Origin of the sequence: Trinickia dabaoshanensis (assembly GCF_002879885.1) — a bacterium.
Taxonomy (GTDB): domain Bacteria; phylum Pseudomonadota; class Gammaproteobacteria; order Burkholderiales; family Burkholderiaceae; genus Trinickia; species Trinickia dabaoshanensis.
In genome coordinates this window covers 25,685-39,415 of the sequence record NZ_PNYA01000034.1, presented here as the reverse complement: position 1 = coordinate 39,415, position 13,731 = coordinate 25,685, and the positions used below count along the sequence as shown (strand labels likewise).

The 13,731-nt window shown below is 64.5% G+C and carries 13 protein-coding genes and 1 pseudogene; 9 read left to right on the top strand and 5 right to left on the bottom strand.

Features of this window, described 5'->3' with window-relative positions; all coding sequences use genetic code 11:
• Positions 1–3 precede the first annotated feature (3 nt).
• Positions 4–1,143, top strand: coding sequence for a branched-chain amino acid ABC transporter substrate-binding protein (locus C0Z18_RS28170; RefSeq protein ID WP_102648729.1), 1,140 nt, complete (start codon positions 4–6; stop codon positions 1,141–1,143).
• 151 nt (positions 1,144–1,294) lie between these two features.
• Here C0Z18_RS28170 and C0Z18_RS28165 read toward each other — a convergent pair whose 3' ends face one another.
• Complete coding sequence (locus tag C0Z18_RS28165) at positions 1,295–2,479, bottom strand: acetylornithine transaminase (RefSeq protein WP_102648728.1); 1,185 nt, start codon at positions 2,477–2,479, stop codon at positions 1,295–1,297.
• Between the two features lie 273 nt (positions 2,480–2,752).
• Positions 2,753–3,784 carry a CDP-6-deoxy-delta-3,4-glucoseen reductase gene (locus C0Z18_RS28160; RefSeq protein WP_102648727.1) on the bottom strand — a complete coding sequence of 344 codons (1,032 nt, stop codon included), beginning with the start codon at positions 3,782–3,784 and terminating at the stop codon, positions 2,753–2,755.
• Positions 3,785–3,861: 77 nt separating this feature from the next.
• Here C0Z18_RS28160 and C0Z18_RS28155 point away from each other — a divergent pair, with 77 nt between their 5' ends.
• Positions 3,862–4,929: an NAD-dependent epimerase/dehydratase family protein gene (locus C0Z18_RS28155; protein WP_102648726.1), complete on the top strand. Its 1,068-nt coding sequence runs from the start codon at positions 3,862–3,864 to the stop codon at positions 4,927–4,929.
• On the opposite strand, the gene C0Z18_RS28150 is transcribed toward C0Z18_RS28155, so the two are convergent.
• Together C0Z18_RS28150 and C0Z18_RS28145 are read right to left on the bottom strand one after the other, a co-directional pair.
• The gene (locus tag C0Z18_RS28150) at positions 4,922–5,110 is read right to left on the bottom strand and encodes a hypothetical protein (protein ID WP_102648725.1); all 189 of its coding nucleotides are present in this window, start codon (positions 5,108–5,110) and stop codon (positions 4,922–4,924) included. The genes C0Z18_RS28155 and C0Z18_RS28150 overlap by 8 nt on opposite strands.
• A 212-nt stretch (positions 5,111–5,322) precedes the next feature.
• Positions 5,323–6,024 carry a pseudouridine synthase gene (locus C0Z18_RS28145; RefSeq protein ID WP_102648724.1) on the bottom strand — a complete coding sequence of 234 codons (702 nt, stop codon included), beginning with the start codon at positions 6,022–6,024 and terminating at the stop codon, positions 5,323–5,325.
• Between the two features lie 161 nt (positions 6,025–6,185).
• On the opposite strand from C0Z18_RS28145, the gene C0Z18_RS28140 reads away from it, so the two are divergent.
• The 3 genes and pseudogenes from C0Z18_RS28140 to C0Z18_RS28130 all read left to right on the top strand — a co-directional run bounded on the left by C0Z18_RS28140 (position 6,186) and on the right by C0Z18_RS28130 (position 7,419).
• Positions 6,186–6,590 (top strand): DUF2946 domain-containing protein, encoded by a 405-nt coding sequence (locus C0Z18_RS28140; RefSeq protein ID WP_146014118.1) that lies wholly within the window; start codon positions 6,186–6,188, stop codon positions 6,588–6,590.
• A 94-nt stretch (positions 6,591–6,684) separates the two neighbouring features.
• Positions 6,685–7,029 (top strand): annotated as a pseudogene (locus C0Z18_RS28135) (hypothetical protein); the annotation flags it as partial.
• A 15-nt stretch (positions 7,030–7,044) separates the two neighbouring features.
• Positions 7,045–7,419 carry a copper resistance CopC family protein gene (locus tag C0Z18_RS28130; RefSeq protein ID WP_102648722.1) on the top strand — a complete coding sequence of 125 codons (375 nt, stop codon included), beginning with the start codon at positions 7,045–7,047 and terminating at the stop codon, positions 7,417–7,419.
• 78 nt (positions 7,420–7,497) lie between these two features.
• On the opposite strand, the gene C0Z18_RS33055 is transcribed toward C0Z18_RS28130, so the two are convergent.
• A complete protein-coding gene (locus C0Z18_RS33055; protein WP_158244321.1) occupies positions 7,498–7,668 on the bottom strand; it encodes a hypothetical protein in 171 nt (56 codons plus the stop codon).
• Positions 7,669–7,691: 23 nt separating this feature from the next.
• Between C0Z18_RS33055 and C0Z18_RS28125 the strand changes: the two genes are divergently transcribed.
• The 4 genes from C0Z18_RS28125 to C0Z18_RS28110 all read left to right on the top strand — a co-directional run bounded on the left by C0Z18_RS28125 (position 7,692) and on the right by C0Z18_RS28110 (position 13,525).
• A complete protein-coding gene (locus C0Z18_RS28125) occupies positions 7,692–8,630 on the top strand; it encodes a dihydrodipicolinate synthase family protein (RefSeq protein ID WP_102648721.1) in 939 nt (312 codons plus the stop codon).
• A 19-nt stretch (positions 8,631–8,649) separates the two neighbouring features.
• A complete protein-coding gene (locus tag C0Z18_RS28120) occupies positions 8,650–10,230 on the top strand; it encodes an aldehyde dehydrogenase (NADP(+)) (protein ID WP_102648720.1) in 1,581 nt (526 codons plus the stop codon).
• Between the two features lie 56 nt (positions 10,231–10,286).
• Positions 10,287–12,041: an L-arabinonate dehydratase gene (araD, locus tag C0Z18_RS28115; protein ID WP_102648719.1), complete on the top strand. Its 1,755-nt coding sequence runs from the start codon at positions 10,287–10,289 to the stop codon at positions 12,039–12,041.
• A 275-nt stretch (positions 12,042–12,316) separates the two neighbouring features.
• Positions 12,317–13,525, top strand: coding sequence for a porin (locus C0Z18_RS28110; protein WP_102648718.1), 1,209 nt, complete (start codon positions 12,317–12,319; stop codon positions 13,523–13,525).
• The last annotated feature ends 206 nt before the right edge of the window (positions 13,526–13,731 follow it).

Here is a 13,731-nt window from a genome sequence, read left to right as displayed (position 1 = left end):
ACAGTGATTAAGTCGCTTCTCACCGGCTGTGCTGCAGCAGCCGCGCTCTCGTTTGCACTTTCCAATGCCGCTTACGCGGATACGACCGTCAAGATCGGCCACGTCGCTCCGCTCACGGGCGGCTCGGCTCACCAAGGCAAGGACAACGAAAACGGCGCCCGCCTCGCGATCGAAGAGATCAATGCGAAGGGCCTCGTGATCGGTGGTCAAAAGGTCACGCTCCAGCTCGATCCGCAAGACGACGCGGGCGACCCGCGCCAAGCGACGCAAGTCGCGCAAAAGCTCGTCGATGACAAGGTCGTCGCCGTCGTCGGCCACGAAACGTCGGGCACGTCGATCCCCGCATCGAAGATCTACAGCGACGCAGGCATCGTGCAGATCTCGCCGTCGGCAACGAATCCGAAGTACACGGAGCAAGGCTTCAAGACGACGTATCGTGTCGTCGCGACCGACGCTCAGCAAGGCCCCGCGCTCGCGAACTACGCGGCTAAGGAACTGCACGTGAAGAAGATCGCGATCGTCGACGACTCCACGGCGTACGGCCAAGGTCTGTCGCAGCAATTCGAAACGGCCGCGAAGGCGGCGGGCATGACGGTCGTGTCGCACGATGCGACGAACGACAAGGCGGTCGACTTCCGCGCCATTCTGACGAAGATCAAGGGCGAAAATCCCGACGCGATCATGATCGGCGCGATGGACGCGACGGGCGGCCCGTTCGCGAAGCAAGCAAAGCAACTGGGCCTGCGCGCGAAGATCCTCGCGGGCGACGGCGTGTGCACGGCTAACATCGCCGATCTGGCAGGCAACGCGGCGGACAACATCGTCTGCTCGCAAGCCGGCGTCGGTCTCGACCAAATGGCAGGCGGCGCGGCGTTCGCGGCGAAGTACAAGAAGCGCTACGAGCAAGACGTGGTGCTGTACTCGCCCTACACCTACGACGCCGTCTACATCATCGTCGACGCGATGAAGCGTGCGAACTCGGTCGATCCGGCCAAGATCCTCGCCGCGATGCCCGCGACCGATTACAAGGGCGTGATCGGCCAGACGACGTTCGATGCGAAGGGCGACCTGAAGCACGGCGTCATCTCGATCTACGGCTACAAGGAAGGCAAGCGGACCTTCATCAACAAGGTCTCGATGTAAGCTGCGGGCATGAGGCCGGCTTGGGTCCATAGGGCCCGGGCCAGGCCTAAGCCCGAGGTGAAATAAAAAGCCGCATGCGTGTCGATCGCGCATGCGGCTTTTTTGCGCAGGCAAGGCGTCCGAAGATCGCCCCGCGCCTCGCTTACACCCCTCAAAGCGAATCGAGGATGGTGCGCAGCATGGCCATCATTTGATCGATTTCTTCGTTCGTGACGTTCAGCGCCGGCATGAAGCGCAGCAGGTTCGGCCGCGCCGCGTTCAGCAGCAGGCCCATGGGCTGCATGTCGCGTGCCTTCTCCACGATTTGCGGACCGATGTCCTTGCCTAGCAGCAACGCACGCAGCAAGCCCTCGCCGCGCTCGCCCTCGAAGCCGCGCTCGGCCGAAAGCTCGAGCAGCTTCGTGCGCAGGTACTCGCCGCGCGCCCGGACGCCGTCGAGGAAACCCGGCGCCGTCAGCGTCTTGATGACCGCGTATCCGACCGCCGTCATCAACGGGTTGCCGTTATACGTGCCGCCTTGATCGCCCGCCTCGAACACGGCCACGTCGGCCTTCGAGAGCAGCGCTGCGAGCGGCACCCCGCCGCCGATGCCTTTGCCGAGCGTCATGATGTCGGGTTCGATGCCGGAGAGCTCGTAGGCGAAGAGGGTGCCGGCCCGGCCGCAGCCGCTTTGCACTTCGTCGACGATCAGCAGCAGCCCATGGCGCTTCGTCAATGCGCGCAACTCGCGCATGAACTCGGGCGTGGCCGGAATGACGCCGCCTTCGCCTTGAATCGGCTCGAGCATGACGGCGACGGTCTTTTCGCCGATGAGCTTCTCGACCGAAGCGATATCGTTCAGCTCGGCTTTCGGAAAGCCCGGCACTTGCGGGGCGTAGATCGTGTCCCAGCCCGGTTTGCCGCTGGCGGACATCGTCGCGAGCGTACGGCCGTGAAAGCTGTGATCGAACGTGATGATCTCGTACGCACCGTTCTTGAATTTCTTGCCCCATTTGCGCGCGAGCTTGATCGCGCCTTCGTTCGCTTCCGCGCCGCTGTTGGCGAAAAAGACTTTGTCGAAGACGCTGTGTTCGGTCAGCAGCGCGGCGAGGTTGGCCATCGGCTCGTTGTAGAACGCCGGCGACGGGTTGATCAGTCGGCGCGCTTGCGTTTCGAGTGCCTCGATCATCGCCGGATGGCAGTGCCCGAGGCAGTTGACGGCCCAGCCCTGAATGAAATCGAGGTAGCGCTTGCCTTCGCTGTCGACGAGCCACGAGCCTTCGCCGCGCGTAAAGACGATGTCCGGCCGGTTGGTGATGTACATCAGCGACTGCGTCGGGTTCTGCGTCGATTGCATGGCACGGCTCCGCGATAAGTGAAGGAAAGGTGAGCGGGAAATGAAAAAAGCCACGGTAGTCCGTGGCTTTGCGGTTTTGACCGATTACGCGCTTGCCTGCTTGCTGCCGATTGCTGGCGAGGCGCGCGTCCGCTACGAGCCGACGGCTTCCCTGGCGGGGAGCGAGCGGCGACGTCGGAGGGCGGGTAGCTTGCGGTTCATGGGCGCAAGAATACGACAGCGTGCGTGTCGATGCAATGACAGTGCCGCATCGGCTGTCGCATTTTCGTCTCGTCAGACCGCGTTGACGAGATCGGCTTCGCTCGTGAACGAATCGGCGTAAAACTCTTCGGCCGGCAGGCCGTGGTGCGCGGTGAAATCGCGCAAGGCCGATTCGACCATGACCGGCGCGCCGCACGCGTACACCTGGTAGGCCGACAAATCGGGCAAGTCTTCGATCACGGCGCGATGCACGAAACCGGTCCGGCCCGTCCAGTCGTCACTCGGATCGGGCTCGGACAGCACGGGGACGAACTTGAAGTTCGGGTGAGCTTGCGCCCAGCTTTCCGCGAGCTCGAGCATGTACAGATCTTTCTTGCGGCGCGCGCCCCAGTAAAGCGTGATCGGCCGATCGATGTTCTTGAAAAACGCGTGCTCGGCGATGGCCTTGATCGGCGCGAAACCCGTGCCCGAGGCCAACAGGACGATAGGCTTATCGGAATCCTCGCGCAGGAAGAAGGTGCCGAGCGGGCCTTCGAAGCGCAGGATTTCGCGCTCCTTCATCGTATTGAAAACGTGGTCGGTGAAGAGGCCCCCGGGCATGTGGCGGATATGCAGCTCGACCGGACCTTCGTCGTTCGGCGCGCTCGCCATCGAGTAGCTACGGCGCTTGCCGTCCTTCAAAATGAACTCGATGTACTGTCCGGCGAGATATTGCAGCCGCTCGTTCGCGGGCAATTGCAGCTTCAGCACGATGACGTCGTCGGCGCGGCGCTCGAGCGCGTTCACGCGGCACGGCAATTTTTTGACCTGGACATCGCCGACGCCCGCGATCTCGCGCACGTCGATGACGAGATCGGACTGAGCCGTGGCGCAGCAAAACAGCGCCATGCCGCGCGTTTTCTCGTCGTTCGATAATGCCGATGACGAATGCGAGCGTTGCTCGACCTGGCCCGACACGACCTCGCCCTTGCACGAGCCGCATGCGCCGTTCTTGCAGCCGTAGGGGACGCCTACGCCTTGGCGCAGCGCGGCGACGAGTACGGGTTCGTCGGGTTCTACTTGAAACTGCCGGCCGCTTTGCCGGAGGGTCACGTTGTATGCCATAGCTCGATGGAAACGAAAAAAGCGAAAAAATCTTGGGCCGAAGCGCGTGCGGCGGCGGACCGCTACAATGCGCGCACATGAACGCCACACGAATCTTGCGCCGGCCCCGCGTGCTCATCGTCGGATGCGGCGATGTCGGACTACGCTGCGCGCGGCGCTTGCTCGCCCGCTCGGTGCCCGCGCGCGTCATCGCGCTGACCACACGCGCCGAGCGTGCCGGCGTACTGCGCGCCGAAGGCTTGACACCGATCGTCGGCGACCTCGACACCCCGCGCACGTTGCGAAGACTCGCGGGGCTTGCGCCTACCGTACTGCATCTTGCGCCGCCGCCGCCGCACGGCAACGACGATCCGCGCACCCGGGCGCTGATCGCGGCGCTCGGGCGACGCTGGCGGCACCGCCCGGCTCGCCTCGCCGCGCCGGCCGAAGGGCGGCTGCGCCACCTTCGGCAAGCGGCCCGTGATCCATTGGAGCCGAGCCGATTTGCGCCTGGCGTGGGCGTGCGGTCTAAACGCCGTATTGTACCCGAGGCGTTTTCGACGGCATGGCCCGGCGCGCGGTTACGGCTCGTCTATGCGAGTACGTCGGGCGTGTACGGCGATTGTGCCGGTGCTTTCATCGACGAGACGCGGCCGGTCAGGCCCGCGAACGCTCGCGCGAAACGACGCGTGGCGGCCGAGCGCCAACTCAGGCAAGCGAGCGCGCGCGGCGCTGTCGCGGCGAGCATCGTGCGCATTCCGGGCATTTACGCGCGCGAGCGCCTGCCGCTCGCGCGGATCGAGCAACGCAAGCCGGCGCTGCTCGAGGACGAGGACGTCTACACGAACCACATTCATGCCGACGACCTGGCCGCGATCATGCTGCGCGTCGCGGTGCGCGGACGCATCGGGCGTGTCGTCCACGCCTGCGACGACACCGTGCTGAAGATGGGGGCTTATTTCGACCGCGTGGCCGATGCGTTCGGCCTGCCGCGCGTGCCGCGTGTCACACGCGAGGCGGCCCAGCGCAGTCTCGATCCCGCGACGCTGTCGTTCATGCGCGAATCGCGGCGTTTGTCGAACGTGCGGCTCAAGCGCGAATTGGGCGCGACGTTGCGCTATCCGACGGTCGACGACTTCTTACGCGGACTTCGGTCCGTTAAATGAGCGCGGGCAGCGCCTCGAGCAGCAAGAAGCACAGCAGGGCACCAAGCAAAGCGCCGATCAGGTTCGGATGGTAGCGGCGCTTGACGTGCATCACCGTCAGCAATGCGCCGATGAGGATTGCACCGAGCGCCGCGAACACGAGCGTCCCGTACGAAATCTCGAGCGTGCTATGAATGGCCACGACACACCTCCCTCCAACTGTCTCTTGATCGGATTCGCGCGGGCGATCCTCATTTGTTCGTTAGAGGCAGTATAGGGGTGGGACCGGGCGGGCCCCATAGGGGGGCGACCCGATATCGAGGATTCCTTCGGATTAGGTGTGCGCCGGCGCACAGTTCGGGCGGCGCGGGGACCCATGCATCGGCGCCCGGCGCAGGGGCGCACCACGCCCGGTCAACCGCGCAGTGCGCGCAAGGCTTCGTCGTCGAGCCACTGCCATGCGCCCGGCGCAAGCGTTGCCGGTAGCGCGAGCGAGCCGATCTTCTCCCGATGCAGTGCCTCGCAGCGGTTGCCTGCCGCCGCGATCATGCGCTTGACTTGGTGATACTTGCCTTCGTTGACGGTAATCTCGAGCAGCTTCTCGCCGCGGATGCTCGCGCCAGCCGCCGCGATCGGCGCCTTTTCTCCATGCAGCAGCACGCCGTCGCGCAGCGCTTGCAGTTGGTGCTCGTCGAGCGCGTGGCGCGTCGTCGCGAGATAGGTCTTCGGCACCTTGCGCTTCGGGGATGTATGAGCGTGAACGAACTGACCGTCGTCGGAGAGCAGCAATAGCCCGGTCGTGTCCTCGTCGAGCCGGCCGACACATTGAACCCCGCGCGCGGCCAATGGCGGCGGCAGCAACGCAAACACGCTCAAATGGTGTTGCGGATCGCGCGAGCATTCGTAACCGGACGGCTTGTTCAACATCAAGTAGGCGCGCTCGCGGTAGCGCCACTCGGTGCCGTCGACGTCGAACGTTAGATCGTCGAGGGCGAAGTCGGTATGCGCCTCGGTGCATACGGTGCCGGCGACCGTGACGCGCCCCTCGGCAATCAACGCGCGGCATTGGCGGCGTGAGCCGAAGCCTTGTTTGAAGAGAATGCTTTCGAGGTCCATGGCATGCGTCGAATCGAAGTGGCGCGATTGTACGCCCGGTGCGACGCGGCCTTTACGTTGCGCCGCCCCTCCGGCGGATTGTCGCAGCCGCCTTGTACGGTCCGGGCGGCGTCGCCGATAATCGAGCGGTTTGGATTCCCTTTGCGTGCGCTGCGCGCCCGATGATGCTCGATCGCCGATTGCAAAAGCTCGGTACGCTGCTCGGATTGCTTGCAATCTGGCTGACCGTGCTCGCGCCGCCGATCTCTCAGGTGCTCATCTCGCGCACGAGCATCGAGCAATCGTCCTACGTCGAATGCGGGGCGCGGCAGGGTGCGGCCCATTACGCCCATCATGCGCATTACGCCGGCGCAGGCGGATCTCATCGGCACGATACGTTTGAACATGGGCAGGCATGCGGCTATTGCGGCTTTTTCGCGCATCTTCCGTTGCTGCCCGGGTTGACGCCGCGCGTCGTTCCCGCCTTCGCCGCGGCGAAGGCCGCCCATGTCGCATCGGCGGCCGTGCCTTGGCACGCGGAGCGCGTTTATACGGCGCAACCGCGCGCCCCTCCCGCCGTTTCCTGAGTCTTGACCGGAACGTTTCCGCGGCCCACGAGCGCCGCGGTGTCGCCGTGCGCGCGAATCGCGCCGGCAATTCGGCCTGAACATCACCACCGCGACCTCGGACAACGGACCGAATTCGTTCGGTTGGGGGCTGACGCTGCAATACAGCATCCCGTACTTGCAGTCGCAGGTGAAAGACTTGCATCTGCCGCAGCCGCTCTCGAACTTGATTCCGGTCGTCGAATTTCCGATGAGCACGTGTACCGCCGGCGCTTGTTCGGGACAAACGACGGGTACCATCAATCCCGGCTTGCTATGGACGAATCGCTTTGGCCAGTTCGGCATCGAGGCGCAGATCCCCGTGAATCGCGCCAGCGGAACGCATACCGGCGTATTGCTGCAAGCCCATCTATTTTTCGACGACGTATTCCCGGGTTCCCTCGGTAAGCCGTTGTTCTAACTTCGGATTCGAACCATGAAAACATCATCGACTTCGCTGTGCACGCGGATTTTCGCGGCCGCATTGCTGCTGGCGTGCTCGCAATGGGCGAGCGCTCACGCTCATCCGAAACAGCAGACACCGGGCGCCGGCCAAAGCGTGGGCACGGATACGAAACAAGTATCGATCGAGTTCGACGACGCATTGGAGCCCGCGTTCAGCTCGATCAAAGTGACCGACGCGACCGGAGCCGATAGCACGAACGGCAAGTCGGGCGTCGACCCGAACGACAAAAAGCATATGACGGTGGCGCTCGGGACGCTCAAACCCGGCGTGTACACGGTCGCGTGGGTGGCGGTGGCCGCGGACGGCCACCGCACGCAAGGACATTACGCCTTCGTCGTGAAATGACCCGCGTGAGCGAGACGCGGCAGGCCCGGCGCAGCCGCGCCCACGCGCACAAGCTTTCGTTATGCAAGTTTATAGTTGTCAAACCTCATAAACGATAGCTTGCAGCGGTTCGGTGGCAAGCGATGACCATTTGGCGGGGGCTGTGACGTCGATCTGAGGGCGAGCTTGTTTAGTCAATGGCATGACAAGCTCGTCAATGTTGTTTGACAAGATGGATTTTGCAGTGATACCGTCCGGCCTGTCAGTCATCAAAACACTCGTTTCGAGGCCCCATGAACGTGTCCCCACTTGTCGAGAGCGAATTCGCCTCGTCCGTGATGGCGGTGCCCCCGCTTGCGCGCCGCGCCGATTTGTCGATCGATGTCGCCGAAAACCGAAAGCTGATTCGCCATATCGAAGCCGGCGGCGTCACCACGCTGCTGTACGGCGGCAACGCGAACTTCTATCACGTCGCCGTGAGCGAATATCGCGAATTGCTCGACATGCTCGCCGAGAGCGCCGCACCGGGTACCCGTGTGATTCCGTCGATCGGCCCGGACTACGGCAAGATGCTCGATCAAGCCCGCATCCTCGCGCAGACGTCCTACCGAACGGCGATGGTGCTGCCGTTCGCGAACTTCGCGACGCCGGCCGGCGTCGAGTCGGGGCTTACGCGCATCGCCGATACGGCGGGCATTCCCCTCACGCTGTATGTGAAAAGCGAGCAATACGTCGACGTCGATACGCTCGCGCGGCTCGTCGACCGTGGCACGCTCTCCGCCGTGAAATATGCGATCGAGCGCGACGATCCGTCGAACGATCCGTATCTGCGCCGTCTGCTGCAAAGCGTGAATCCGGCGCGTGTCGTATCGGGCATGGGCGAGCGCCCGGCCGTCATCCATCTGCGCGATTTCGGCTTGGCCGCCTGGACGACGGGCTCGGGCTGTATCGCCTCGCGCGCCGTGACCGAACTCATGCGCGCCGTGCGCGAGTCGCGTGCCGCCGATGCACAGCGCCTCTACGATGCGTTCATGCCGCTCGAAACGTTGCGTGACGACATCTCGTTGATCCGCGTGTTGCATGACGCCGTGACGTTCTCGGGCGTGGCCGATATGGGCGCGATTCTGCCTTTGCTCAGCGAAACGCCGAAGCAGCACCACGACGCGGTGCGCGCCGCGGCCCAGGCATTGCTCGCGTTCGAGCAAGCCTTGCGTGCCGCAAACGGCGCTTGACGAGTAGGGACGGGCGACTATGCGCATTGCTGGCGAGATGTTGTTGGGCGCGTCTTCGGTAAGAGGGACGCAAGGAACGATGCGTGCGTTCGATCCCGCGCGTAACGCCGAGATCGAACCGTCCTTCGGAATGGGCGGCGTGGCCGAGGTGGAGCGCGCGTGCGCATTGGCGGCCGCGGCCTTCGATCCGTTCAGGGCGGCGCCGCTCGAGACGCGTGCACGGTTGCTCGAGCTGATCGCCGAGCACATCGCCGCGCTGGGCGATATGCTCATCGAGCGCGCGCAGGCGGAATCGGCGTTGCCCAAGGCCCGCCTCGAAGGCGAGCGCGCACGCACGATTGGCCAACTCAAGCTCTTCGCGCAACTCGTGCGCGACGGACGCTGGTGCGGCGCGGTGCTCGATTCCGCAATGCCCGAGCGTACGCCGGCGCCGCGCCCCGATTTGCGCGCGCAGCGTATCGGGCTCGGCCCGGTAGCCGTATTCGGCGCCAGCAACTTTCCGCTCGCATTTTCGGTCGCAGGTGGGGACACGGCATCGGCGCTGGCGGCCGGGTGTCCCGTCGTCGTCAAAGCGCATCCGGCCCATTTGGGCACGTCCGAACTGGTCGGCCGGGTCATTCAAAAAGCGGTGGCAGATCTCGGCTTGCCTGAGGGCGTGTTCTCGCTCGTGATCGGCGCGGGCAACGCGATCGGCGAGGCCCTCGTCGCGCATCCCGCGATCAAGGCGGTCGGTTTCACCGGTTCGCGCGGCGGCGGTTTGGCCCTGATGCGCATCGCTGCGTCGCGGCGCGAGCCGATTCCCGTTTATGCGGAGATGAGCAGTGTGAACCCGATGTTCGTGCTGCCCGCAGCGCTTCGCGCGCGCACGGATGCGCTGGCTCGCGGTTTCGTCGATTCGTTGACGCTCGGCGTCGGCCAGTTCTGCACGAACCCGGGGCTCGTGATCGCGATCGAGGGTGGGGCATTGGACGCATTCGTCGATGCCGCCGCCCGCGCGCTCGAAGCGAAAAGCGCCCAAACGATGTTGACCGCCGGCATTGCGGCGGCTTATCGAAGCGGCATCGATGCGCGTGCGAAGAGCCCCGGCGTCACGCGCCTGGCCGATGGCGCCGCGAGCGACGCGCAATGCGCCGGGCGCCCTGCGCTGTTCAAGACGAGCGCGGCCGAGTTTCTCGCGAACCCGCACCTGCAGGACGAAATCTTCGGCCCGGCTTCGCTGATCGTGCAATGCCGCGACGCCGACGAGCTGCTGCGCGTGGCCGAGTGCCTCGAAGGGCAATTGACGGCTACGCTGCACATCGACGAAGCGGACTATGTGCTCGCGGCGCAGCTCATGCCGACGCTGGAACGCAAGGTAGGGCGGATTCTCGCGAACGGATTTCCGACGGGCGTCGAGGTAACGTATGCGATGGTGCACGGCGGCCCATTTCCGGCAACGTCCGATGCGCGCACGACCTCGGTTGGCGCTATGGCGATCGAGCGGTTCCTGCGCCCGGTGTGCTACCAAGATTTGCCCCAGGCACTCATGCCGGTGGCGCTGCGCGACGAAAACCCGCTGGGTCTTTGGCGCGTGCGCGACGGCGAGCTCGCGCGCCGCTGACGGCGGCGTTCGGTGGCCGGCATTTTCACTGATTCAGTATTGCGGAGTGGCACGAAGTGAGCACGAACAGAAAGAAACCCGAAGAGCTGCGCAGCCACCGCTGGTACGGCGTGAACGATCTGCGTTCGTTCGGCCATCGCTCGCGCAGCGCACAGATGGGCTATAGCCGCGAGGAATATGCGGGCAAGCCCGTGATCGCGATCCTGAACACGTGGAGCGAGATCAATCCATGCCACACGCACTTCAAGGTGCGCGTGGAGGAAGTGAAGCGCGGGATTTGGCAGGCGGGCGGCTTTCCGATCGAGCTGCCCGTGCAAACCCTCTCTGAGCCGTTCCAAAAGCCCACGACGATGCTGTACCGCAATTTCCTCGCGATGGAAGTCGAGGAAACGTTGCGCTCGTACCCGGCGGACGGCGTCGTGCTGATGGGCGGCTGCGACAAGACCACGCCCGCGCTGCTGATGGGCGCGATTTCGATGGACTTGCCCGCGATCTTCCTACCCGCCGGCCCGATGCTCAACGGCAATTGGAATGGCCGTACGCTCGGCTCCGGTTCGGATACGTGGAAGTATTGGGCCGACCTGCGCGCGGGCAAGATCACCGAGGACGACTGGAAGGGCGTCGAGGGCGGCATCGCGCGTTCGCCCGGGCATTGCATGACGATGGGCACCGCCTCGACGATGACGAGCGCTGCGGAAGCGCTCGGCTTTACGTTGCCGGGCTTCGCATCGATTCCGGCCGCCGATTCGCGCCACGCGCAAATGGCCGCGAAAACGGGCATGCGCATCGTCGACATGGTGTGGGAAGACCTCAAGCCCTCCGACATCATCACCGGCAAGTCGGTCGACAACGCCGTCACGACGTGTCTCGCGCTGTCCGGTTCGACGAATGCGATCGTGCACATGATCGCGCTCGCGCGCCGCGCGGGTATCCCGCTCACGCTCGGGCACTACGACGATCTGTCGCGGCGCACGCCCGTGCTCGCGAATATCCGCCCGACCGGCCAGTACCTGATGGAAGACTTCTATTACGCGGGCGGTTTGCGCGCGATGCTCAAGGAACTCGGCGAGCTGATCGACGGCACGCAGCGCACGGTCAACGGCAAGACCCTCGGTGAAAACATCGCGGACGCCGAGATCTTCAACGACGAAGTCATCCGCCGGATCGCGGCTCCCGTCATGCCCGATACGGGGCTCGCGGTGCTGCGCGGCAACTTGGCACCTGACGGTGCGGTGATCAAGCCCGGCGCGGCCGACCCGAAGCTGCACGTGCATACGGGACGCGCCGTCGTATTCAAGGACTACAACGACATGGCGGCCCGTATCGACGACGACGCGCTCGACATCGACGACCAGTGCGTCATCGTGCTCCAGCATGCTGGCCCCGTGGGCGCGCCCGGCATGCCGGAATGGGGCCAATTGCCGATTCCGAAGAAGCTGCTGCAAAAGGGCGTGCGCGATATGGTGCGCATCTCCGACGCGCGCATGAGCGGCACGAGCTACGGCGCGTGCGTGCTGCACGTGGCGCCCGAATCGTTCATCGGCGGTCCGCTCGCGCTCGTGCGCGACGGCGATCTGATCGAACTCGACGTGCCTGCCCGCAAGCTGAACGTCCTGATCGGCGACGAGGAGCTTGCGCGCCGCAAGGCCGCGTGGGTGCCGCCCGCGCCGCGCTTTACGCGCGGCTACGGCGCGATGCATCAAATCCACGTCATGCAAGCCGATAAAGGCTGCGATTTCGACTTCCTGCAACGCGAAGGCGCGCAAGGGGCGAGTTGCGGCGGCAGCGGCGGCGAGCCGGAGATTCACTAACAGCTAGGTTCGCCCGTTCGACGCGTACGCCGAACGGGCTCCCTCGCATCGAAGCGGTTCGGGATGGGTGCGCCTGCAGGAGGCAGGCGCGCGTGCTCCGGCGGCGCGGGGCCCCGCGTCATGTTATTAGGACTCCTAATGAAAAGACGACTGGCACGCACGCTTCGATCGATCGGGAGCGGTTAAAGCAGTGACTGGCGCCGTGCGGCGGCCAGGCGGTATCGAGCGGCAATGCAAACGCGCCGCGATAAGTCCAACAAAGACCAGGAGATTTGATGAAGCACTATAAACAAGCCACGCTCACGCTCGCCGGCGCGGCGGCGGTGCTCGCGAGCACCGGCGCATTCGCGCAATCGAGCGTCACGCTCTACGGCATCGTCGATACCGGCATCGGCTACCTGAGCAACCAAGCGCCCTCCACGGGCGCGACCTCGGGCGGCAAGTCCGTCGTGAAGATGCTCGAAGGCGTGTGGGGCGGCGAACGCTTCGGCCTCACCGGCAGCGAGGATCTGGGCGGCGGCACGAAGACGATCTTCAAGCTCGAAGAGGGCTTCAACCTCGATAACGGCACGATGGGCAAGAGCGGCCTCGCGTTCAACCGCGCGTCGTGGGTCGGCCTCGACAACGCAAAATTCGGTACGTTCACGGCGGGCCGTCAGTACACGCCTTACTACACGATGCTCTCGCCGTACAGCCCGACGACTTGGCTGACGGGCGCCTACGGCGCGCATCCGGGCGACCTCGACGCGCTCGATACCGACTATCGCGTGAACAACGGGCTCGTCTATACCTCGCCGTCGTTCGGCGGATTCAAGGTGAGCGGCATGTACGCGCTCGGCGGTGTGGCAGGCAGCTTCAATGCCGGCTCCACCTGGAGCGTGGCCGCGCAATACCTGATGGGTTCGGCCGGTATCGCGGTCGGCTTCGCGCGCTTCAATAACGCGACGAATGGCGGCGGCGCATGGAGCACGAGTTCGACGGCCTATTCCGGGACGGGCGAGCAAGGCGTCTCGAGCATCACCAACGGCTATCAGAACGCCGCCGCGCAACAGCGCTTCGCCGTGACGGGCGGCTACAAGTTCAGCCCGCAGTGGGATGTTTCGGCAACGTATTCGAACGTGCAGTACCTGCCGGGCATCAGCTCCGGCTTCACGGACAAGGCGATCTTCAATACGGGCGGCGTCGTGCTGCATTTCCGTCCCGCCTCGGCCTGGGACCTCGCGGCCGGCTACAGCTACACACGCGCCACCAAGGCCAACGGAATTCAAGACGCGGCCAGCTATCAGCAAGTGAACTTGACGCAGCTTTACAGCCTGTCCAAGCACACGCGCATCTACGTGCTCGAGGCGTATCAGCACGCCAACGGCCAAACGTTGAGCACGAGCGGCAAGGCGGTGAACGCAACCGCGAGCATCGGCGAGCAATCGGCCTCGGCCACGCGCAGCCAGTTCGCCGCGACGCTCGGCATCAACCACCAGTTCTGATTCGGGCGGCCTCCCGGCGGGCGGTGGCGAGCAAGGCGCCCTGCCCCCGGGTATGTACTAGGCCGCAAGTCCATGACATGTCAATACAATCATCTACATTGTAAGACAACATGGCCAATAGCAATAAAGATGTCAGTCGCGAGCTCGTTTCGTCGGATTTTTCGTCGGACTCTGTAGACAACGACGAGAAGGGCCTTCGCGCAATC